The sequence below is a fragment of the uncultured Streptococcus sp. genome (assembly GCF_963536705.1).
Lineage (GTDB): Bacteria > Bacillota > Bacilli > Lactobacillales > Streptococcaceae > Streptococcus.
Genome location: NZ_CAUTAP010000003.1, coordinates 76,802 through 98,578 on the forward strand (window position 1 = coordinate 76,802; position 21,777 = coordinate 98,578).

Sequence of the window (21,777 nt, forward strand, 5' to 3'; positions counted from 1 at the left end):
AGTAAGTGGTAAAATTCTGAAAGTGACTTGCGCTAGCTCTTTCTGCTTTTAGTATAAAATAGAGAATCCAATCTGCAGGAAATATTGCATATATTCAACGATTTTCGGGTAGAAACTTTTAAATCAGAAAGGTGGAGCTCGAGTAGGAACAAAAAACCACTTTCCAACTCAAAATAGCTGAGCTTAAAAGTGGAAATTTGCATCATTTGCTATATTTTTGAAAAGCAGTATCAAGGGCTTTTTGATAGTAGTCAGCGCTATGATGACAGTTCAAGATTCGGAAAATATCGACAGCTTGCTTCATTTGAGTGAGCCCCTCTTCTGTTTTCCCTTTCAAACAGATCAACTCTCCCTGAGCAAAGAGATAGACAATTCGGAAGTAAGTCTCATTTTCTTCATAAAAGTTTCGCTCAATGACTTGTTGGAAATAGTCTGCCTGAGTGATATTTTCCTGACTGATGGCCAGAAGATAGCCATTAAGAAAGGTAGTGTGCAGGGTGTTGCGATTGTTGGCAAACAAGGCTGTAAAATCATTTCTTGAGAGGATTTCTTTGGTGTATTGGGAAAACAAGTCTAGGGATAAAACCGGAGTGCAGACAGAGAAGAGATTGAGCTCGTAGCGCCCCCAAATATCAACTGAAAAGAGGTAATCATGCAGGAAATCCAGCTCGCCTGGGCTAGCCTTCTCAGACTCTTTGAGGGCACAGAGATAGGCCTTTACAATCAGGCGTTCAACCCAATCACTAGCCTTCTTGCTTTTTTGAGTGATTTTTTCTTTTTTCAGATAAAGTTCTTCTAAGAGATCAAGCTGATTGGCTTGCAACAGGTCTTGAATGTGGCTTAAGAGTTCCTTGTGAGAATGATGATTCTGGATGCCGGCTGCAACGGTAAATTCTTCCGTTTCCGTGCGGATGGCGCTGAGAGCGCTAAAAAGTTTCTGTGCCGACAGTTCGCTCTGCCCATTTTCAAAGCGAGAGAGCATAGATTTTGAAAATTCTCCGCCAGCCGCCTCGGATAAAGAGATGTGCCTTGCCTCGCGAAAAAATCTAAAAACCTGTCCTAGATGTTCCATTGTCTTCCCTCCTTACAATTTATTATAACAAAATAATTTTCAATAACATCGAAGCGCTCAAACATGATATAATATAAAGAAAAAAAGCAAAGAGGAACTTATGTTGCATATTCAAGAAATTCGGAAGAATCCAGATGGACTAGCCTTTGAGAAAAAGCTGGACTTGGCGGAGGAGTTAAAAGAGCGCAATCCTGAGATTTTAGATGTTCAGGGTATTGTAGCCAAAGGCAAGGTTCAATATGAAGACGGCCTCTATTTTCTGGATTATGACTTGTCTTATACCATCACTCTGACGTCCAGTCGCAGTATGGAGCCGGTGGAGCTCAAGGAGTCTTATCTAGTCAACGAAATTTTCATGGAAGAAGGACAGGCTGCATCGCAGGAACTGATTGATCAGGACTTGGTACTGCCGATTGAAAATGGCGAGATTAATGTAGCCGAGAGTGTAGCTGATAATATCCTGCTGAATATCCCGCTGAAAATTCTAACAGCTGAGGAAGAAGCCGGCCAAGGCTTTCTGTCAGGTCAGGACTGGCAGGTTATGACAGAAGAAGAATTCGCCGCTGCCCAGGAAGCTCAAAAAGAGAAGAACAATCCTTTCGCTGGTTTGCAAGGACTTTTTGATGAATAAATCTTGTAAAAATTTTGAAATCGATAAAAAATAAAATAAAAGAAAAGGCAAATTGCTATGACCTGCACCCCAAAAGTTAGACAGAAAATCTAACTTTTGGGGTGTTTTTGGTATGAAATTAGTTTATACAAATGAACTGAAAAGATAACCTAAAAAGAATGGCACTTCTTGGATTCAGATTGACCTCAAATACAATATAGCTGGCCCAAATCTTCAATATTATTCCCCTGACTTAAAGCAAGAAATAATTGAGAAGATACTAGTAGATGGCTAGCCCTATACAATAAGCTCCCAGACTCAGTTTGGGAGCTTATTGATTTATATCTTCTGTTTGGCCTTGATAGTGGTAAATGCAGAGTCGGTTTGCTTGGTCTGGTCGACTGACGGTAAAGTGGAAGTAATGATCCTTTTTATCCAAGCTTTTGGTCTTGGAGAGTTTGAAATAAGTGGCTTGGCGGCTGGCCATGTGGAGTAGGATGTCATCTTCCATGACCATCAGAGGCTGGGGAAGATTGGAAAATTGATAAAAATCCTCTTGAAATTGATAGTAATTCTGGGAAAAATAGTCAAATTGAAGTTCCTCATGTACATTTTGAGTGGTCATCTGCGCCTCCTGAAGCTTGTATCGAAAGAATCTGATGGATAGCAAGGCCTTTGTAATGGTCACCTTCCTGCAGGAGGACCTGCTTGCAGTCCAGATGAAAGACGGTAGCAGTAATGTCGGTCAGCTTTCCCTGATTAAGAAAGGTGATTCTGATGGGAACTTGATGACTGTAGGCTTGGTTGAGTAACTGGAATTTCTCCTGTCTGTCAAGCTGGGCCAGGCGACTGATATCTAGTTCTTTTTTGGCCAAAGCAGTGCTGTGCTCAGAGAGGAAAAAGCCAGCCCACTTAGCCATGCCCCGATCCTGAAAGTCACGAGCTGACTGATAGGGGAGGTAGGATCGGTCGGTCATGATAAGCCCTCCAGCCCTCCAGCCGAATGGCCACCTGTCAGCTTGCTTCGAGCGATGGCACGGGAGGAGTCCAGCAAGGCATTTCCCTTAAGCAGAGAGGCAAAGCCGAAGCGATCTCTGATGCGGTCAATCGTCTGTTGGAGCTCCTCTTCTTTTTGAATTTGCAGAGGATCGTCAAAGAGAGAAATCAGACTATAACCTTGATCGACAAAGTCACTGTAAAAAACGCCAATCTGTCGGATAGCCCCGCCCTGATATTTGGAACGAAAAAGCTGAACGACGATTTGAGCCAATCGGTCACTGTTGTTAGTGGGCTCAATTTTTTTCTGTGTATGAATGGAAGGCAGGAGCTCCTGCTTGGAGTAACGGGCATAGATGGAGACACGCTGGCATTTCTTACCAGAGCGTCTGAGCCGAATGGCGACCTGCTCAGCCATTTCTCGGAAAACGAGTTCAATCTCTGCCTGTTGTCTGTAATCTCGGGGGAGAATTTGCGAATTCCCTAGACCGTGTGACTTGACCTGATAAGGCTTGTGAACATTGCTTTCATCAATACCGTGAGCATGAAACCAAAGCTGCAGACCCATAACTCCCATTTCTTTTTTGAGAATATCGGGATTAAAGTGAGCTAAATCATAAATGGAGTGGATGCCTAGCTTCTTAAGACGGGTGGCCGTTCGGTGACCGATGCCCCAAAAATCAGTCATTGTCGGAATAGTCCAGACCTTACTTGGCACATCCTCGTAGGACCAGTTGACCCGCATCTGTTTTGTGTGCTTGGCTTCAATGTCCAAGGCTAGCTTGGCGAGAAGAGGATTGGCGTTGCTCAGGCCGATAGAGGCATAAATCCCAGTCTTCTTCCAGATAGCCTGTTGAATGCGGGCAGCCAGCAGGTCCAGTTTGGTCCTGCGGTCCAGCGTCTGATCGGGAATGAAGTAGTTGATAGAGCTTGTCAAATCTAGGAAGCCTTCATCAATTGAGTAGGGGAAAATATCATCGGGAGCTGCGAAATCCTGGAAAATTTTTTGAATTTCCATGTTTTTCTGGATGTAGTAGTTCATCCGAGGTGGGACCAATAAGGTCTTTTGAGCAGCATCTTCAATAAAGCGCACATAATCTGCTGTAATTGGTAGTCCCTGCTTGTGGGCAGCAGCATAGTTGAACTTGCGGGTGTGGACATCAAAAGGAAGATTATAGCTTCGGCTGACATTCTGGCTGCCGAAATTCTTTTTAAAGAGAGGAGTGGCAGCTAATATCAGTCCAGCAGAATTTTCAATTCGGCTCATGACACAGAGCGAGGTTTTTAAAGGGTCAAGGCCGAGGGAAATGCATTCGCAAGAGGCATAAAAACTTTTCATATCCACAAAAGCGATGTCTGAACGAGGCTCGCGTGAATAATCAAATAGGACCATAGCTTATACCTCAATTGGCAGAAAATGTCCGACTACGATACCAACAATGCTAGGTTGGTCTTCATAAGGAGCAAAGAGATCCTCGTAGTCAGGATTGATAGATTCTAAGCGTAGGCCTTCAGCTTCACGGTAGACTTTTTTAATATATGTCTTGCCATTCCACATAAGAGCATAGACTGCCCCATCGTAGTCAAACCCTGTCTGTTTCATAAGTGCAACAGATCCATTGGGATACTTGGGCTCCATAGAATCTCCAGAGACCCAGGATGCAAAGTCGTGCTGGATATCTTGATCGAAGTAGACCGTTTCGTAGTCTGTTTCATTGTCATAATAACTGTGACCGCGACCTGCAGCCAGCTCAACAGATAGAACCTTATAGGCTGTAAGGGAGCTAACCTTGCGCTGTCTCTCTAGGAGCCGACTAGCGAGCTTGTCTACTTCTTTTTTATGTGGTGCGGTTAGTAAAGGGTAGGTGTAGAGCGCGCTGGTCTCATCCACAAAGTAGTTCTCCTGGACCTTGAGACAGGTGGCCAACCTCCTGAGATTTTTTGCGTGGGGTTCTGCTAGACCATTTTCCCAAGCAGAGTAAGTCTTTCGAGAGATGCCCAGCTCTTGGTAAATGGAAGCCTGTGCCAGATTAAGCTCCAGCCGGCGTTTTTTTAATTTTTCATGCGAAAACATATCACACCTCCTATGTAACGTTTTAAAGGTTACATATAGTATAACAAATGAAATCGAGAAAAGCAAGTTCTTTATTGAGTATTGTTATTTCTAGCAAGAGTGTGGTAAACTGTAGGGAGGAATATAACCTGGAGGTAGAGAGATGTTTCCTATGATAGCAAAAACGATCATGACAGAAGAAGCTTACCGCCGTTTCGCTTGGACCAATTTTTGGTATAAAAAGAATGGCATCTTCTCGCTGATTCTCCCTGAGATAGTGGTGCTGATATGCAGTGCAATCTGTTTTTTCATCGGGGAACCTTTGCCAGGCGTAGCTTTTCTTGTTACTGTGGCTGTCCTTCCTTTTCTTTACTATCTGTCTATGAATCGACATATTAAAAAGTTTTATAGAGGCAACCCCCTCTGGCATGATATAGAGCAGGAGTTTAGCTTCTATGAGACAGACTTTCGTGTCGTTAATCGGAATAACAATGCCAGATTTGACTACCAAGATATTGTGGCGATTATAGACAAGCCAGAAACTTTTTATATTATGGTTGGTCGGTCAATGGGGCTGATCTTGGATAAGGCAGACTGTCAGCCTGAATTAATTGATTTTTTACTAAAACTAAAAGAAAGCAGAAGTCTCTAATTTGGGGGACTTCTGTTTTTTATCTGTCAAGTTTTCAAAAAATTGGCCTCTTGTGCGATGTGTGTTATAATGTTTTTTATGAGAGTTGTTGCAGGTAAATACGGGGGCAGGCCCCTCAAGACTTTGGACGGCAAGACGACCAGGCCTACGACCGATAAGGTCAAGGGGGCAATTTTTAATATGATTGGTCCCTATTTTGACGGCGGTCGGGTGCTAGATCTTTATGCTGGGAGTGGGAGTTTGGCCATTGAGGCTATTTCGCGAGGTATGGAGGAAGCTGTCTTAGTCGAAAGGGATCGCAGAGCTCAGGCTATTATTTCAGAGAATATTCAGATGACAAAGGAGCCGGAACGTTTTGACTTGCTCAAGATGGAGTCTGGCCGAGCCTTGGAAATATTGACGGGAGCTTTTGACTTGGTTCTCTTAGATCCGCCTTATGCCAAGGAGCAGATTGTGGCAGACCTTGAGAAGCTGGAGGAGAGTCGGCTCTTGAGTCAAGATGTTCTGGTAGTCTGTGAGACAGACAAGGAAGTAGAGCTACCGGAGGAAATTGCAGGGCTGGGCATTTGGAAGCAGAAGATATATGGAATTTCAAAGGTGACGGTGTATGTCAGATAAGATAGGATTATTCACAGGGTCTTTTGACCCGATGACCAAGGGCCATGTGGACCTGATTGAGCGGGCCAGCAGGCTCTTTGATAAGATCTATGTAGGGATTTTCTATAATCGGGAAAAGTCTGGCTTTTTCACAATTGAAGCCAGAGAGCGCATGGTCAAAGAAGCTCTAGAACATTTGGATAATGTCGAGGTCATCATTTCGCAGAATGAGCTAGCAGTGACAGTGGCCAGAAGACTGGGAGCACAGGCCTTTGTGCGCGGTCTCCGAAATAGTCAAGATCTAGACTATGAAGCCAATATGAACTTTTTCAATCATGAACTAGCAGGAGAGCTGGAAACGATTTTCTTGCTCAGCAAGCCAGCCTATCAGCATATCAGTTCATCACGTATTCGTGAGCTAATTGCTTTTCAGCAGGATATCGCGGCCTATGTGCCCCAAAGTGTAATCAAAGAATTAGAAAGAATCAACAATGAAAAGAATTAAGAAGTTTATATTGCCGACGGTCATTGGCGTCACTATTGCCTTTTTTATAGCAGCTCTTTACGTTCGTCTGCCTTATTATATAGAAGTTCCTGGTGGTGCCGAGGATGTTCGTCAGGTCTTGCTGGTTGATAACAAGGCTGACAAGGAAGCGGGTTCCTATAATTTTGTGACAGTCGGGGTAGAGCAGGCAACCTTTGCTCATTTGGTCTATGCTTGGCTGACCCCTTTTACCGATATTTATTCCGCTAAGGATATGACGGGGGGATCCACGGATGAGGAGTTCAATCGGATCAACCAGTTTTACATGGAAACATCACAAAACATGGCTAAATATCAAGGGTTGACGACAGCTGGTAAAGAGATCAAGATGGATTATCTGGGGGTTTATGTCCTGCAGGTAGCTGATAACTCAACCTTCAAGGGAGTTCTCAATATTGCTGATACGGTAACTGGTGTCAATGATAAGACATTTGAAAGCTCTGAGGAGCTGGTTAAGTATGTCAACTCGCAGAAGCTTGGGGATAAAATCAAGGTGACTTTCCAAGAAGATGGTCAGGAGAAATCGGCAACCGGTAAGGTCATCAAGTTGGAGAACGGTAAGAACGGGATTGGGATTAGTCTGATAGACCGGACGGAAGTCAGCAGCAGTATTCCGATTACATTTTCAACTGAGGGTATCGGCGGTCCCAGTGCTGGTCTCATGTTCAGCCTCGCCATTTATACCCAGTTGGCTGATCCGACTCTTCGTGATGGCCGCGATATTGCAGGGACCGGCAGCATCAGCCGTGAAGGCGAAGTTGGCGAAATCGGCGGAATCGATAAGAAAGTCGTTTCAGCGGCCCAAAGCGGAGCAGACATCTTCTTTGCACCGAACAATGAACTGACAGAGGAAGATAAAAAGCTTTCTCCTAATGGGAAAAACAACTACCAAACGGCTCTGGAGACAGCCAAGAAGATTAAAACGGATATGAAAATTGTTCCAGTTAAAACGCTGCAGGACGCCATTGACTATCTGAAAAAGAACAAGTAAGATCTTAGCTTTTGCTAAGATTTTTCTTGTGAGACAGACAAAATCAGCTGGCCTTTTCTACTTTAAATCGTCTGACTTTTTTCAGAAAGGTATTTTTGATGAAAAGTCCGCGAAATACTGGCTGATTTATGATAAAATAAAGTGTTGTAGATAAACTATCCAAGATTGTTAAAGGAAGAGTATGCGTAAAGATATTTCACCTGAATTGTATAATTATAATAAATTCCCAGGACCGGAGTTTAAACAGATTGACAGCAAGATTGTTGCAGAAAAATTCGAGTTTGAATTGATTGAGAACTATAAGGAAGGCTTTGACTTGACGGCCTTTCATCAGCGTTTTTCAGAAATTCTCACTAAGTTTGACTATATTGTCGGTGACTGGGGCAATGAGCAGCTGCGCCTGCGTGGTTTTTACAAGGACGAGCGGGCTAATGAAAGCGATGAGAAGATTAGTCGCTTAGAAGACTATTTGTTGGAGTACTGCAGCTATGGCTGTGCTTATTTTGTCTTGGAAAATCCAAATCCCCAGCGTGCTTCCTTTGATAAAAAATCGCATGGCAAGAAAGAGACAGAAGGTCGGTCAAAACGTTCTCGCAATAGCCGTTCTGGGAGCAACCGCAATCGCAGAAGTGAGCGAGAACGAGACAGCCGCTCTAAAAGAGACAATAAACGCTCTCGCAACAATTCCCAGCAAGATAGGCAGAAAAAGCAAAAAGACAGCAATCGCCATTTTGTGATTCGCCAGAATAAAGGAGAAAAATGAAACCATCTATTTATAGCTTAACGCGTCAGGAAATGATCGAATGGGCGGAAGCTCAGGGAGAAAAGAAATTCCGTGCTGCCCAGATTTGGGAGTGGCTCTATCGCAAGCGGGTCCAGTCTTTTGAAGAGATGACCAATCTATCTAAAGATTTGATTGCCAAACTAGACGATCAGTTTGTCGTCAATCCGCTTAAACAGCGCATCGTCCAAGAGTCTGCTGACGGTACGGTCAAGTACCTCTTTGAGCTGCCGGATGGTATGCTGATTGAGACGGTGCTCATGCGCCAGCACTATGGACTTTCTGTCTGTGTGACCACCCAGGTCGGCTGCAATATCGGCTGTACCTTCTGTGCTTCCGGCTTGATTAAAAAGCAACGCGACCTCAATAACGGTGAGATTGTCGCTCAGATTATGCTGGTTCAGAAGTATTTTGACGAGCGTGGTCAGGATGAGCGGGTCAGCCATATCGTGGTTATGGGAATCGGCGAGCCTTTTGACAACTATGACAACGTGCTCAAGTTTGTCCGGACGGTCAATGATGACAAAGGTTTGGCTATCGGTGCCCGCCATATCACGGTTTCGACATCAGGGCTGGCTCATAAGATTCGTGACTTTGCCAATGAAGGCGTGCAGGTCAATCTAGCTGTATCCCTCCATGCCCCGAATAATGATTTGCGGACTAGCATCATGCGAATTAACCGGTCCTTCCCTATCGAAAAGCTTTTTGCAGCTATTGAATACTATATTGAGACCACTAACCGTCGGGTGACCTTTGAGTACATCATGCTCAATGAAGTCAATGACGGGGTAGAGCAGGCCAAGGAATTGGCTGAGCTGCTCAAGAACATTAAGAAGCTGTCTTATGTCAATCTCATTCCTTATAACCCCGTTAGCGAGCATGACCAGTACAGCCGCAGTCCCAAAGAGCGCGTGATGGCCTTCTACGATACCCTCAAGAAAAACGGAGTCAACTGTGTGGTTCGTCAGGAACATGGTACAGATATTGATGCAGCCTGCGGTCAGCTGCGTTCTAATACCATGAAGCGTGATCGCGAGAAAGCATTGGTAGAAAATGTTCAGCCTTAAGAACTATCTGACTTCAGCCGGTGAGCTGACTGCTAAGGGACGGAGATTGCTGGCATGGGGGAGCTGGCTCTATTTCTTGATGCTTTGCGTTCTGTGCTTTATTCCTCAGGTTCCAGAGCCGGGAATGGAGACGCCGGGAGTCCAGTATTTTGGCCGAATAGTAGTTTTGTTAATCCCTTTTAACTCCTTTGTCAATATTGGAGAGATTACTTCTTGGATTCAGCTGGTCAAGGTTTTTATCCAAAATCTAGCTAATATCTTCTTGCTGTCACCTTTAATCTTTCAATTGCTTTACCTCTTTCCAAAATTGCGGAAGACCAAGAAGGTTGTATGGCTGAGCTTCGGGATGAGTCTGTCTATCGAAGTGACTCAGATTCTGCTGGACCTTCTCATCAACGCCAATCGAGTCTTTGAGATTGATGATCTCTGGACCAATACTTTGGGTGGTTATCTGGCTTGGCGGGCATTTCAGCTTGGTCAGAAAATCTGGAAAAATCGTCAAGACGACGCTTTCAAAAGAGATTAGCCGGTGAAAGGTTCGGATTTAGGAGAAAAAATTAAATTTTTTCTTGACAAGAAAAAGGGAAAGGCCTATAATAAAATAAATCATCAGAAAAGTAATAATTTTTTCTACTTTCAGGGAGTCTGTGGTTGGTGGAAACAGGCAGTAGAAAATTATGAAGTGGGCTGATGCAAAAAATGAATTTGAAGCAATAAAAATTCGGTGAGCACACCTTACAGTGCAGCTTGTTGTTAGACAAGACAGAGATATGGAGACAGTCTATACTTTTCTCCATAATTGAGGTGGCACCGCGATTTTACGCCCTCACACAGATTTTTTCTGTGTGTGGGCTTTTGTTTTGCTTGAAAATAAAGAAAAGAGGCAATCAAGATGACAGAAACTAAAGGATATTTTGGACAATTCGGCGGCTCCTTTGTACCGGAGCCTATCCAGGCCTTGCTGGATGAATTGGAAGCGACTTTTGAGAAGTATAAGGATGACCCAGAATTTTTAAATGAATACCGACATTATTTGGCGGATTATTCAGGTCGGGAAACCCCGCTTTACTTTGCAGAAAGTCTGACCCAGCATCTGGGCGGAGCTAAGATTTATCTGAAGCGGGAAGATCTCAATCATCTGGGCTCACACAAGCTCAATAATGTTTTGGGACAGATTCTACTAGCTAAGCGCATGGGCAAGACCCGAATCATCGCTGAAACTGGAGCTGGCCAGCATGGTGTGGCAACTGCGGCAGCCGCAGCTAAGTTTGGTATGAAGTGCGATGTTTACATGGGTGCAGAGGATGTAGAGCGCCAGCGTCTCAATGTCTTCCGCATGGAAATGATGGGAGCGACTGTTCATGCAGTGGAAACAGGCACCAAAACCCTCAAGGATGCAGTTGATGCAGCTTTTGGAGCTTGGATGAATGATTTGGAAGCCTTCTATGTTTTGGGATCTGCTGTCGGTCCTCACCCTTATCCGACGATTGTCCATGAGTTCCAAAAGGTGATCAGTGAAGAATCTCGCCGGCAGATTTTGGACAAGGAAGGCCGCTTGCCGGACTATGTTATTGCCTGCGTAGGTGGCGGATCCAATGCTATCGGTGCTTTCTCTCAGTATGTAGCGGATGAAGAAGTCAAGCTGGTTGGTGTTGAAGCGGCTGGACGGGGTCTTGATACAGACCAGCATGCGGCGACCATGACCAAGGGAAGTGTCGGAGTAGTGGATGGTATGAAGACTTACGCTGTCTTTGCTGAAGATGGTCAGGTGGCGCCGGTTTACTCGATTTCAGCAGGCTTGGACTATCCTGGTGTTGGTCCTGAACATGCTTTCTTTAAAGATTCTGGTCGAGTAGAATACGTGGCCGCGACAGATGATGAAGCTGTGGATGCTTTGCTCCTCTTGACACAAAAGGAAGGAATTTTGCCAGCGATTGAAAGCTCTCACGCCATTGCTGAAGCCATCAAGCGAGCTCCGAAATTGTCATCTGACAAAATCATCATTATCAATGTATCTGGTCGTGGAGACAAGGATGTGGCAGCCATTGCTGACTATCTAGAAAAACGAAAATAAAATACCCAGCAGAAAAGTAGTAACATCTCTCCTTTCAGAGAGTCTGTGGTTGCTGTAAACAGGCAGGAGAAGTTATGAAATGGGCTGTTGGAGTCAACATTTTGTCCTTTAGTTGAACTTTTATTATTTTGTTAGCTTACTTTGCTGTAAAATAGTATGCTGCCTTCTACTAAAAGGAATCTAAATGACTGTAAATAAGTAAATGAGATGTGGAGCCTAAAAACTCCATAACTGAGGTGGCACCGCGATGATACGCCCTCACAGGATGAACTGTGCGGGCGTTTTTCTGTAGTTTTGGAGCAAGTTATGACCGTGGACAGGTGCTATCTGTTCTTGTGAATGCAGTCATGGCTAGCAGATTGTTCCTCCTTAAACGTTTTTGATTAAATAGAAAGAAACATTATGCAAAAGATTTTACCAGCTGATATTTTATCGCCGATCCTAGCTTATATGCGGATTCAGGGCGACCACAAGGTGATTTTGGAAAGTATTCCGAGAGATAGCGAGACAGCTCGTTTTTCTATCCTAGCTTATAACCCAGTCTTTGAAGTTCGCTATGAAAATGGCCAGCTAACAAAGAATGGGCAAGTAATCAAGGCAGATCCCTTGGACTATCTGCATGAGTTGGCAGTAAAGAAAAATCATCATTCAGACTTGCCTTTTGGTGGTGGAGCCATCGGTTTTGTTGGCTACGATATGATTTCCCTCTATGAGGAGATTGGTCAGATTCCAGCTGATGTGATTGGGACGCCGGATATGCACTTTTTCGTCTATGAGAGTTACATGGTTTTTGACCATAAAAAAGATAAGGTCTATATCCTTGAGGAGGCGCTCTACAGTAATAGAAGCGAAGCTGATTTGGCTGCTAGTCTGGAGCATATCATGGCTGAGCTAGCGCAGCCTGCGGCAGATGAATTTTCACCGCTGGAACTGTCCAGTTTGAACTTCCAGAGTCATATCGAGCAGACAGCTTTTGAAAAAATGGTGGAAGAAGCGCGTAGCTTGATTCGGCAGGGAGACATGTTTCAATGTGTGCTCAGTCAGCGTTTTTCAGCAGAGTATTCTGGTAGGCCACTGGATTACTATCGCAATCTGCGTGTGACCAATCCTTCCAACTATCTCTACTTTTATGATTTCGGGGATTATCAGATCATCGGAGCCAGCCCAGAAAGTCTGGTCTCTGTCAAGCAGGGGCAGGTTACGACCAATCCTATTGCTGGGACCAGACCGCGCGGGCAGGATGAAATAGAAGATAAAGCCTTGGCGAAGGAGTTGCTGGCTGACGAGAAGGAAGTGGCGGAACACCGCATGTTAGTTGATTTGGGGCGTAATGATATTGGTAAAATTGCCCAGAATAACAGCGTGGAAGTCACTAAGTACATGGAAGTAGAGTATTTCCGCTATGTCATGCACCTGACCAGTGTGGTTCGTGGTCAGCTTCTGCCTCAACTGACAGCTATGGATGCGCTCAAGTCAACCCTGCCAGCTGGTACCGTCTCGGGCGCGCCTAAGATTCGAGCCATGAAACGGATTTATGAGCTGGAGCAGGAAAAGCGTGGCGTTTATGCGGGGGCTATCGGCTATCTGTCTGCGACAGGGGATATGGATTTTGCCATTGCTATACGCACTATGGTTTTGAAAAATAGCAGAGCTTACGTTCAAGCTGGAGCGGGTATTGTTTATGATTCAATCCCTACTAATGAATACCAAGAAACCATCAATAAGGCCAAATCAATGACCAAGATAGGAGAGATGCAATGATTTTATTAATTGATAATTATGATTCTTTTACTTACAATCTAGCCCAGTATATCGGAAATTTCGCAGAAGTTAAAGTCTTGCGAAATGATGATGCAGGCCTTTATCAAGCGGCAGAAGAAGCGGATGCCTTGGTTCTGTCTCCAGGCCCAGGCTGGCCGGCAGATGCAGGACGGATGGAAGAGCTTATCCGCGATTTTACTGGTAAAAAGCCGATATTGGGGATTTGCTTGGGACACCAAGCCATTGCAGAAGTATTTGGTGGAAAGCTAGGTTTGGCTCCCAAAGTCATGCACGGCAAGCAAAGTATTCTGCGCTTTGAGGGAAAATCTCCTATCTATCAAGGGATAGAGGATGGACAGCCGGTCATGCGCTATCATTCGATTTTGGTTGAAGAGATGCCGGAGAACTTTGAAGTGACGGCTCGGGCGGTTGATGACAACTCAATCATGGCTATCCAGCACAAGAGCCTGCCTATCTATGGTTTTCAGTATCATCCAGAAAGTATTGGCACGCCAGATGGCTTGTCGTCTATCAAGAATTTTATCGACTTAGTAAAGTAAAGGAGGATGTATGAAAGAAATTATTGCAAAACTAGCTGATTTTAAGGATTTAAGCAGCGCTGAGATGACAGATGTGATTGAGCGTATTGTCACCGGACGGGTGACAGAGTCTCAAATTGTAGCTTTCTTGCTGGGGCTTAAGATGAAGGGGGAGACGATTGAGGAACGAACTGCTTTGGCTCAGGTCATGCGAGGCCACGCTAAGCAGATTCCGACCACTATTCGCACTGCCATGGACAATTGCGGTACCGGTGGAGACAAGTCTTTCAGCTTCAATATTTCGACTACGGCAGCTTTTGTACTAGCAGGTGGCGGGATTAAGATGGCTAAGCACGGCAATCGCTCCATTTCTTCTAAGTCAGGATCAGCTGATGTGTTAGAAGCTCTGGGTATCAATCTAGACTTGGACGCTACTAGCTTGGGCAAGGTTTTTGAGCAGACAGGTATCGTCTTTCTCTTTGCAAAGAACATGCATCCAGCTATGAAATACATCATGCCAGCTCGTCTTAGTCTTGGTATTCCCACTATCATGAACTTAACCGGTCCGCTTATCCATCCCATGAGTCTAGAAACTCAGCTTTTGGGGACTAGCCGACCAGATATGCTAGAGAGTACGGCAGAGGTCTTGAAAAATATGGGCCGTAAGCGTGCAGTAGTCGTGTCGGGGCCGGATGGTCTTGATGAGGCGGGTCTTCATGGTCGTACCCAGTATGCTCTGCTGGAAAATGGGCAAATCAGCCTGCACGGCTTTCTGCCGTCAGATATTGGCATGGAAGAAATACCTCTTGAAGCGATTCGTGGAGGCAATGCCAAGGAAAATGCAGAAATTCTGCTATCTGTCCTGCAAAATCAAGCCAGCCCCTATCTGGAAACGACAGTTCTGAATGCTGGATTGGGCTTCTATGCTAATGGGAAATCAGACAGCATAGAAGAAGGAATAGCTTTGGCCCGCCAGGTGATTGCTAGTGGCGCAGCCTATGAAAAACTCAAGCAACTACAGGAGTATCAAAAATGAGCAAAGAATTTCTCCCGACCATTCTAAAGCAAAAAGAGCAGGAAGTGGCGGCTATGTCCTATGAAGAGCTGCAGCCCCTGCGCTCGACCTATTCTCTCTATGAGTATCTCAAAAGCAAGTCCCAAGAGCTGCAGCTGATTGCTGAGGTTAAAAAAGCCAGTCCCAGTCTGGGAGATATTAATCTCGGTGTGGATATTGTGGAGCAGGCTCGCACCTATGAACGATGCGGTGCAGCTATGATTTCGGTCCTGACAGATGAGATTTTCTTCAAAGGACATCTGGATTACCTGAGAGAGATTTCCAGTCAAGTGACCATTCCGACCCTCAATAAGGACTTTATCATTGATGAAAAGCAGATTGTTCGCGCCCGCAATGCAGGAGCGACAGTTATTCTCTTGATTGTGGCCGCCTTGCCTGAAAAGCGTCTGCAAGAACTCTATGATTTTGCGACAGGTTTAGGCTTGGAAGTTCTGGTCGAAACCCATAATCTGGCGGAGCTGGAAATTGCCCATAGAATAGGAGCTCGGATTATCGGTGTCAATAACCGCAATTTAGTCACTTTTGAGACAGATATCAATACAAGTCTTCAGCTATCTGCCCATTTCAAAGATGACAGGGTTTACGTATCTGAGTCCGCTATTTTCAGCAAGGAAGATGCTGAGCTAGTAGCTCCTTATTTCCATGCGGTTTTAGTCGGAACAGCCCTGATGCAGGCAGAGGATGTAGCAGAAAAAATCAAGGAACTGAAAATTGACAAAGGTTAAGATTTGCGGCTTATCAACGGCCAGCGCTGTGGAAACGGCATGCCAGGCTGGTGCGGATTACATTGGATTTGTCTTTGCTGAGAGCCGTCGGAGGGTCAGTTTGGAGCAAGCTCAGAAGCTAGCTGCCTTGGTGCCGCCTGCTGTCCGAAAGGTAGGAGTTTTCGTCTCTCCGGGCTTGGCAGAGCTGCAGGAAGCTATTTCAGTGGCAAATCTGGATTTGGTGCAGATTCATGGCGATTTTAATGAAGATCTTCTGACTGAGATTGGCCGGCCGGTTATTCGAGCTTATCAGGTCAAGGGAGCGTTAAAAGATGTTAGCCAACAAGCGGACTACCTGCTCTTTGATGCACCTCTTGCTGGTAGTGGCCAGACCTTTGATTGGCAATCTTTTGACAAGAATCAAATCCACCAGCCCTTCTTTATCGCCGGTGGTTTGAATGCAGGAAATGTCCGAGAAGCGATTCAGCACTTCGCTCCTTACGCAGTTGATGTCTCAAGCGGGGTCGAGACTGACGGCCAGAAGGACTTAGAAAAGATAACAGAATTTATAGAAAGAGTGAAAGATGGCATATAATCAACCCAATCAAGAAGGATTTTACGGTGAGTTTGGCGGACGCTTTGTTCCTGAAACGCTGATGACAGCAGTTTTGGAACTGGACAAAGCCTACCGTGAGAGTAAAAAAGACCTAGCCTTTCAGGCAGAGCTGGATGAGTTGCTGAAGCAGTATGTAGGGCGGGAGAATCCTCTCTATTTTGCTAAAAATCTGACAGCCTATGCTGGCGGTGCTAAGATTTATCTGAAGCGGGAAGACCTCAACCATACCGGTGCCCATAAAATCAATAACGCCCTAGGGCAGGTCCTGCTAGCTAAGAGAATGGGCAAGAAGAAAATCATTGCAGAGACTGGTGCGGGTCAGCATGGAGTAGCTACAGCCACTGCTGCAGCCCTTTTCAACATGGACTGTACTATCTACATGGGCGAAGAAGATGTCAAGCGCCAAGCCCTCAATGTCTTTCGGATGGAACTTCTTGGAGCCAAGGTGGAGTCTGTGACCGATGGCTCTCGAGTCCTCAAAGATGCGGTCAATGCAGCTTTACGAGCTTGGGTGGCTCAGGTCGATGATACTCACTATATTATGGGGTCGGCCTTGGGACCCCATCCCTTCCCAGAGATTGTCCGCGACTATCAGAGTGTGATTGGTCGTGAGGCTAAGCGCCAGTTTGCTGAGCAAAATGCAGGTGCCCTGCCAGATGCTTTAGTCGCCTGCGTTGGCGGTGGTTCCAATGCTATTGGGCTCTTTTATCCCTTTGTAGATGATAGTACAGTGGCTATGTATGGAACAGAAGCGGCTGGGCGAGGCATCGATACAGATGAACATGCTGCGACCTTAACCAAGGGCCGGCCGGGTGTTTTACACGGTGCCTTGATGGATGTCTTGCAGGATGAGCAAGGGCAGATTCTGGAAGCTTTCTCTATCTCTGCTGGGCTGGACTATCCGGGCATCGGTCCCGAACATTCTCATTTTAATGCTATTCAGCGCGCGACTTATGTCCCAGTCACAGATGAAGAAGCCTTGGAAGCCTTCCAGCTCCTATCTCGTATCGAAGGGATTATTCCTGCTCTAGAGTCTAGTCACGCTATTGCTTACGCAGTTAAGCTGGCTAAGGAGCTGGGACCAGATAAATCAATGATCGTCTGCCTATCCGGTCGTGGTGACAAGGATGTCGTTCAGGTAAAGGAACGCTTGGAAAGTGAAGCTGCTCAAAAAGGAGGTGCCCATGACTAAAACACTCACTCAGCATTTAGAAACCATCAAAAGAGAAGGCAAGGGAATTTTCCTTCCATATATCATGGCTGGTGATCACGAGAAAGGTTTGGCAGGATTACCAGAAACCATCTCATTTTTGGAAAACTTGGGTGTGTCAGCTATTGAAATCGGTCTGCCTTTTTCAGACCCTGTTGCAGATGGGCCAGTTATTGAAGAAGCCGGTCTGAGAAGCCTGGGTCACCATACTTCGGCTAAGTCTTTAATCGCAAGCTTGCAGAATTTGGACACTCAGCTTCCTCTCATTATCATGACCTACTTCAATCCTATTTTCCAGTACGGTCTCAAAGATTTCGTCAAGGATTTGGCTAGGACGCCGGTTAAAGGATTAATTATTCCGGATCTGCCCCACGAGCATAGGAACTTTATCTTGCCTCTGCTGGAAGATTCAGATATCGCTCTTGTTCCTTTAGTGAGCCTGACGACTGGTCTAGAACGTCAGCAGGAGCTGATCAAGGAAGCTGAAGGTTTCATCTATGCTGTAGCCATCAACGGAGTGACAGGTAAGAGCGGAAGCTACCGCAATGATTTGGACCAGCATTTGAGCAAGCTCCATGATATTGCTGAGATTCCAGTGCTGACAGGTTTTGGCGTTTCAACTTTAGAGGATGTTGATCGCTTCAATCAAGTCTCAGACGGAGTCATTGTCGGATCTAAGATTGTCAAAGCTTTTCATGAAAAGGACGCCAGTATAGCAGCCTTTATCCAAGAAGCAGCAGCTTATAAGAAATAATCACCACAACACCAAACAAAAGACAGGGTACGAATGCTAGCTTGTCTTTTTTCTTTTTAAAGCAGAAGCAGGCGAGGCCAGAGAAGCTAGCGATTTGGATAAGAACTAGAGCCTGACCCATGTTCTTGAATTTTATCACCATAAAAAAGTAAGTTTCGTATAATTCATTTTTAAGAAATGTTTGATTTTTGATGTTGATTGAATATTAGTTTGGATATTGCTTATGAATGGTATCTATATAGCTGGTGAAATGTTTCAAGAAATGCTTAGGAGATATAACAGTGATGTATTTTCCAAAAGCAAGCAAGGTATTGTATCCCCAATCATTGTCGTTTAAAGGATAAGTAATCTCGTAAATATCGCTATTAATAGGTTTTATGGCATTATAGCCTAAGAGTTCCACAAACCGGTCAAGGACAATTTTCTGGACATGCAGGATGACAGGTACTTTGTTTTCATTCATCCATGTACCACCATCATAGGGAAGTGGTGTAAAATGTCTTTTTGAAAAAGTATCGGAGAGAGTAAGTCCACTAATTCTAGCAACTTTAAAAACAGAAAAACGCGCTTTTTCAGTATCGTAGGCATCCATATACCAACTCCGGTCCTTATAGACGATACGGTAAGGCTCACAATTTTTTTGACTTACCAGTCCTTGTGAATTAATATAGGAAAATTTTATTTTTACTCTACCTCTAATAGCTTCCAATAACTTAAAAATCAAAGTGCGTATTTCCAAGTTCCCTTGAGATAGAGACAAATCAATTTCGAAATCAGAGTATGTATTGGTAGCATTTAATTTCAATATAGCATTGAAAGTAGAGGCATCTTCCAATACTTGATAGCGACTTTTTAAACCGGATTCGATTGAAAGTCGTTCGGATTGAGTCAGGGGAGGTTTATCAGTTTGAAAGTCTTCCATAAGAAAAATTCCTCCGTTTTTTCCTTTCATTACATAGAGAGGAATGCCTGCAAGAGATAAATCATCAATATCTCTCATAATAGTTCGGGTGCTGACTTTAAAAAGTTCTGATAGTTCTTTAGCTGTTGTTTTTCGTTGATTTACTAAATGAGAAATGATTCCCATTTGACGGTCAATTTTCATGATTTTCTCCTTAAATATGACAGATAGTTGTCATATTATTTTTGTTATGATTATACCATAAAGAAAGGAGTTCATATAATGAAACATCAAACCAAACCATCGTTTACCCTGATTGGCAGGAGTATTTTGATAGAAGGAACTACGGTTCATGAACAGCACTATTCTAAAGAGAAGACCGCGTTCTATGCTCAGTTGTTTAAAGAAGGAATGCTGGGGAAATTGATGCCCCATTCTCTAGATAAAAAAGGCTATGCTTTGATTGTTCCTCATAAAGATGGTATTCAATACTACGCAGGAGTTGCGGCAAAGAATGCTGTGGCAGGCTACGAAAGCATTCTCGTCCCAGAGAAAGATTATTTAGTAAGTTCAGCCAGTGGTGATAAATCAAGACTCCTGTTTGACCAATTGGAGGATAACTTTTTTGAGGAAGAAAGCAGTTCCCTTTACCAAGATGGAATTATCTTAGAAATACTTTTAAACGGGAATCCTATGGATGCAGAAGTTGAGCTTTGGGTTCCAGTTCAGTAAAAGAGTAGGGATTTATAGAAAATAATCATCACGACACCAAACAAAAGACAGGGTACAAAAGCCAGCCTGTCTTTTTTCTTTTTAAAGCAGAAACAGGCAAGACCAGAGAAGCTAGCGATTTGGATAATAATGAGAATTTCTGTTAGGTTGAAAATAGCTGAGCAGGAAGCAAGAAATAGAAAGTCGCCAGCTCCAATACGAAGATTATAAAAGAAGGCCAGAAGTCCTAAGGCTAAAAAGAAGAGCATGAGAAGGTTGACGCCTGCTGTCATCATCAGCGAAAGCTGAAAAAACAGCCAGACTATTAGGGGATATTGCTGCTCTCTTTGATCGTAGATGGCCAGGGTCAAGCCCATGGTGAGTAGTAGGAGTTGACTGATGGAAATCGTGCCAAGCGAAGTTGCCAGAAAAAAACTGCCTAATATAAATTCAAAAAATAAATAGCGTAAGGGAATCTTGTCTCCACAGAAGCGGCAACGAAGACGGTTCATGACTTGAGAAAAAATAGGAATCAAATCACGCGGTGCCAATCTTTTCCCGCAGGCATTGCAATGGCTAGCGGGAGTGATGATAGACTGCTCTGGGAAGCGGTCGATAACCAAGCCTAGGAATGAGGAAAAGACGGTACCAACAAGAAAAAAGTATAGATGAATCATACTTATTTATTCGTAATTTTAAACAGAAAAATTCTGAAATTTTGCAACTTTTCTAATAAAGTCTTTTTTTGAATCTTTTGTCTTGACTTTCTTATTTAGAAGCATTATAATTAAACCATAATCTAAAAAGATTAGAATCATTATAAATAAAAACGAGGTAAATACAATGACACAAGTAAAAAATGGTGCAGCAACTGACGTAGCAACTTTCAGCAATCAAAAGGCTTTGCCAAAGACTAAGGCTATTCTTAACCAAGTAGTGGCAGACCTTTATACAGCTCATATTGCTCTTCACCAAGTTCACTGGTATATGCGTGGCGCAGGCTTCATGGTTTGGCATCCAAAAATGGATGAATACATGGAAACTTTGGATACAACTTTGGATGAAGTCAGCGAGCGCTTGATTACACTGGGAGGCAAGCCTTATTCTACATTGACAGAATTTATCCAACACAGCAAGATTGAAGAAAAAGCTGGTGAATTCAGCAAGAATGTAGAAGAAAGTCTGGCGCGTGTGATTGAGATTTTCCGTTATCTGACAAGTCTTTACCAAGAAGCTTTGGATGTAACAGACGAAGAGGGGGACGATGTAACCAATGATATCTTTGTTGGTGCCAAGGCTGACCTTGAAAAGACTATCTGGATGCTGACAGCTGAAATTGGTCAAGCACCAGGTTTATAAAAAATGATCCATGCCAAGCAGAAAGGAAACAGGCTTTCCTTTCTGCTTTTTTCATCTTGAAAAGCGCTAGAAAATCTGATAAAATATAGCTCATGAAAACCCTGTATGATGTTCAGCAATTTCTTAAAAGTTTCGGAATCATTATCTATATGGGCAAGCGCCTTTACGATATTGAGATGATGAAAATTGAACTGAAGAGGATTTACGATGCCGGTCTAATGGATAAGCTAGCTTATTTTGAGGCGGAGGCAGTCTTGCGACGAGAACATCGCTTAGAGTTAGAATATTTAGAAAAGAAAAAGGAGACTTGAGATGACAATTTGGATTTTGTGGGCGGTACTTTTAGGAATAATTGGCTGGATGGGCTTTAATTATTTGCGCCTTCGTCAGGCAGCAAAAATCGTGGATAACGGGGAATTTGAAGATTTGATTCGCCAAGGTCAGTTGGTTGATCTGCGGGATCCATCAGATTTTCACCGGAAGCATATCTTAGGCGCTCGCAATATTCCATCTCAGCAGCTCAAGGATAGTGTCGGTGCACTTCGCAAGGACAAGGCTGTTCTCCTCTATGAAAATAGTCGTGGTCAGCGCGTAACCAATGCGGCTCTGTATCTGAAAAAACAAGGATTTAAAGAAATCTATATTCTTTCTTATGGGTTGGATTCTTGGAATGGCAAGGTGAAGGCTAGTTAACATAAATCAAAAATTTG

General features: G+C 44.1%; 27 protein-coding genes and 1 other annotated feature. Of the genes, 20 read left to right on the top strand and 7 right to left on the bottom strand.

The window, feature by feature from the left end; genetic code table 11:
* Positions 1–202: 202 nt before the first annotated feature.
* Positions 203–1,072: a helix-turn-helix domain-containing protein gene (locus RWX26_RS02755; protein ID WP_004187949.1), complete on the bottom strand. Its 870-nt coding sequence runs from the start codon at positions 1,070–1,072 to the stop codon at positions 203–205.
* A gap of 100 nt (positions 1,073–1,172) precedes the next feature.
* On the opposite strand from RWX26_RS02755, the gene RWX26_RS02760 reads away from it, so the two are divergent.
* On the top strand, positions 1,173–1,703 hold the full coding sequence (locus tag RWX26_RS02760) for a DUF177 domain-containing protein (RefSeq protein WP_314578971.1): 531 nt from the start codon (positions 1,173–1,175) through the stop codon (positions 1,701–1,703).
* A 310-nt stretch (positions 1,704–2,013) separates the two neighbouring features.
* Here the strand turns inward: RWX26_RS02760 and RWX26_RS02765 are convergent, their stop codons facing one another.
* The 4 genes from RWX26_RS02765 to RWX26_RS02780 are packed head-to-tail and all read right to left on the bottom strand — an operon-like array spanning position 2,014 to position 4,752.
* On the bottom strand, positions 2,014–2,307 hold the full coding sequence (locus RWX26_RS02765) for a DUF5960 family protein (RefSeq protein ID WP_002904010.1): 294 nt from the start codon (positions 2,305–2,307) through the stop codon (positions 2,014–2,016).
* A complete protein-coding gene (locus tag RWX26_RS02770) occupies positions 2,285–2,659 on the bottom strand; it encodes a hypothetical protein (protein ID WP_002898070.1) in 375 nt (124 codons plus the stop codon). Before RWX26_RS02770 ends, RWX26_RS02765 begins: the two co-directional genes overlap by 23 nt.
* Entirely contained in the window at positions 2,656–4,071 is a 1,416-nt protein-coding gene (locus RWX26_RS02775; protein ID WP_314578977.1) for a Y-family DNA polymerase, read from the bottom strand. Before RWX26_RS02775 ends, RWX26_RS02770 begins: the two co-directional genes overlap by 4 nt.
* A gap of 3 nt (positions 4,072–4,074) precedes the next feature.
* Complete coding sequence (locus RWX26_RS02780; protein ID WP_223323270.1) at positions 4,075–4,752, bottom strand: XRE family transcriptional regulator; 678 nt, start codon at positions 4,750–4,752, stop codon at positions 4,075–4,077.
* 142 nt (positions 4,753–4,894) lie between these two features.
* On the opposite strand from RWX26_RS02780, the gene RWX26_RS02785 reads away from it, so the two are divergent.
* From RWX26_RS02785 to trpA, 15 genes are all read left to right on the top strand, one after another.
* A complete protein-coding gene (locus tag RWX26_RS02785) occupies positions 4,895–5,383 on the top strand; it encodes a YcxB family protein (RefSeq protein WP_314578979.1) in 489 nt (162 codons plus the stop codon).
* 69 nt (positions 5,384–5,452) lie between these two features.
* Positions 5,453–6,001, top strand: coding sequence for a 16S rRNA (guanine(966)-N(2))-methyltransferase RsmD (rsmD, locus tag RWX26_RS02790; RefSeq protein ID WP_002904014.1), 549 nt, complete (start codon positions 5,453–5,455; stop codon positions 5,999–6,001).
* Complete coding sequence (gene coaD / locus RWX26_RS02795) at positions 5,991–6,485, top strand: pantetheine-phosphate adenylyltransferase (RefSeq protein WP_314578982.1); 495 nt, start codon at positions 5,991–5,993, stop codon at positions 6,483–6,485. The genes rsmD and coaD overlap by 11 nt, the downstream gene beginning before the upstream one ends.
* Entirely contained in the window at positions 6,472–7,515 is a 1,044-nt protein-coding gene (locus RWX26_RS02800) for a SepM family pheromone-processing serine protease (protein WP_314578984.1), read from the top strand. The genes coaD and RWX26_RS02800 overlap by 14 nt, the downstream gene beginning before the upstream one ends.
* A gap of 181 nt (positions 7,516–7,696) precedes the next feature.
* Positions 7,697–8,278, top strand: coding sequence for a YutD-like domain-containing protein (locus RWX26_RS02805; RefSeq protein ID WP_125340584.1), 582 nt, complete (start codon positions 7,697–7,699; stop codon positions 8,276–8,278).
* A complete protein-coding gene (gene rlmN / locus RWX26_RS02810; protein WP_061597644.1) occupies positions 8,275–9,363 on the top strand; it encodes a 23S rRNA (adenine(2503)-C(2))-methyltransferase RlmN in 1,089 nt (362 codons plus the stop codon). The genes RWX26_RS02805 and rlmN overlap by 4 nt, the downstream gene beginning before the upstream one ends.
* The gene (locus RWX26_RS02815) at positions 9,350–9,889 is read left to right on the top strand and encodes a VanZ family protein (RefSeq protein WP_314578990.1); all 540 of its coding nucleotides are present in this window, start codon (positions 9,350–9,352) and stop codon (positions 9,887–9,889) included. Before rlmN ends, RWX26_RS02815 begins: the two co-directional genes overlap by 14 nt.
* A gap of 69 nt (positions 9,890–9,958) precedes the next feature.
* Positions 9,959–10,194: a binding site (T-box leader), on the top strand.
* A 61-nt stretch (positions 10,195–10,255) separates the two neighbouring features.
* On the top strand, positions 10,256–11,437 hold the full coding sequence (gene trpB, locus RWX26_RS02820; RefSeq protein ID WP_314578993.1) for a tryptophan synthase subunit beta: 1,182 nt from the start codon (positions 10,256–10,258) through the stop codon (positions 11,435–11,437).
* Positions 11,438–11,839: 402 nt separating this feature from the next.
* Positions 11,840–13,198: an anthranilate synthase component I gene (trpE, locus tag RWX26_RS02825; RefSeq protein ID WP_314578995.1), complete on the top strand. Its 1,359-nt coding sequence runs from the start codon at positions 11,840–11,842 to the stop codon at positions 13,196–13,198.
* The gene (locus RWX26_RS02830; RefSeq protein WP_314578997.1) at positions 13,195–13,758 is read left to right on the top strand and encodes an aminodeoxychorismate/anthranilate synthase component II; all 564 of its coding nucleotides are present in this window, start codon (positions 13,195–13,197) and stop codon (positions 13,756–13,758) included. Before trpE ends, RWX26_RS02830 begins: the two co-directional genes overlap by 4 nt.
* A gap of 10 nt (positions 13,759–13,768) precedes the next feature.
* Entirely contained in the window at positions 13,769–14,773 is a 1,005-nt protein-coding gene (trpD, locus tag RWX26_RS02835; RefSeq protein WP_314578999.1) for an anthranilate phosphoribosyltransferase, read from the top strand.
* Positions 14,770–15,537: an indole-3-glycerol phosphate synthase TrpC gene (gene trpC / locus RWX26_RS02840; RefSeq protein WP_314579002.1), complete on the top strand. Its 768-nt coding sequence runs from the start codon at positions 14,770–14,772 to the stop codon at positions 15,535–15,537. Before trpD ends, trpC begins: the two co-directional genes overlap by 4 nt.
* Positions 15,524–16,111 carry a phosphoribosylanthranilate isomerase gene (locus RWX26_RS02845; protein ID WP_314579004.1) on the top strand — a complete coding sequence of 196 codons (588 nt, stop codon included), beginning with the start codon at positions 15,524–15,526 and terminating at the stop codon, positions 16,109–16,111. Before trpC ends, RWX26_RS02845 begins: the two co-directional genes overlap by 14 nt.
* Positions 16,101–17,324 carry a tryptophan synthase subunit beta gene (trpB, locus tag RWX26_RS02850; RefSeq protein WP_314579006.1) on the top strand — a complete coding sequence of 408 codons (1,224 nt, stop codon included), beginning with the start codon at positions 16,101–16,103 and terminating at the stop codon, positions 17,322–17,324. Before RWX26_RS02845 ends, trpB (RWX26_RS02850) begins: the two co-directional genes overlap by 11 nt.
* Positions 17,317–18,096, top strand: a complete 780-nt coding sequence (gene trpA / locus RWX26_RS02855) for a tryptophan synthase subunit alpha (RefSeq protein WP_314579008.1) — start codon at positions 17,317–17,319, stop codon at positions 18,094–18,096. Before trpB (RWX26_RS02850) ends, trpA begins: the two co-directional genes overlap by 8 nt.
* A 205-nt stretch (positions 18,097–18,301) precedes the next feature.
* Here trpA and RWX26_RS02865 read toward each other — a convergent pair whose 3' ends face one another.
* Positions 18,302–19,201, bottom strand: a complete 900-nt coding sequence (locus tag RWX26_RS02865; RefSeq protein WP_314579009.1) for a YafY family protein — start codon at positions 19,199–19,201, stop codon at positions 18,302–18,304.
* A 78-nt stretch (positions 19,202–19,279) separates the two neighbouring features.
* On the opposite strand from RWX26_RS02865, the gene RWX26_RS02870 reads away from it, so the two are divergent.
* The gene (locus RWX26_RS02870) at positions 19,280–19,729 is read left to right on the top strand and encodes an effector binding domain-containing protein (RefSeq protein ID WP_125380460.1); all 450 of its coding nucleotides are present in this window, start codon (positions 19,280–19,282) and stop codon (positions 19,727–19,729) included.
* On the opposite strand, the gene RWX26_RS02875 is transcribed toward RWX26_RS02870, so the two are convergent.
* Positions 19,723–20,385: a prepilin peptidase gene (locus RWX26_RS02875; RefSeq protein ID WP_314579012.1), complete on the bottom strand. Its 663-nt coding sequence runs from the start codon at positions 20,383–20,385 to the stop codon at positions 19,723–19,725. The genes RWX26_RS02870 and RWX26_RS02875 overlap by 7 nt on opposite strands.
* Before the next feature lie 166 nt (positions 20,386–20,551).
* Here RWX26_RS02875 and RWX26_RS02880 point away from each other — a divergent pair, with 166 nt between their 5' ends.
* The 3 genes from RWX26_RS02880 to RWX26_RS02890 all read left to right on the top strand — a co-directional run bounded on the left by RWX26_RS02880 (position 20,552) and on the right by RWX26_RS02890 (position 21,760).
* Complete coding sequence (locus tag RWX26_RS02880; RefSeq protein WP_002900930.1) at positions 20,552–21,067, top strand: DNA starvation/stationary phase protection protein; 516 nt, start codon at positions 20,552–20,554, stop codon at positions 21,065–21,067.
* 92 nt (positions 21,068–21,159) lie between these two features.
* Complete coding sequence (locus RWX26_RS02885; protein WP_002898045.1) at positions 21,160–21,378, top strand: YqgQ family protein; 219 nt, start codon at positions 21,160–21,162, stop codon at positions 21,376–21,378.
* Between the two features lies 1 nt (position 21,379).
* Complete coding sequence (locus tag RWX26_RS02890; RefSeq protein ID WP_002900929.1) at positions 21,380–21,760, top strand: rhodanese-like domain-containing protein; 381 nt, start codon at positions 21,380–21,382, stop codon at positions 21,758–21,760.
* Positions 21,761–21,777: the final 17 nt, after the last annotated feature.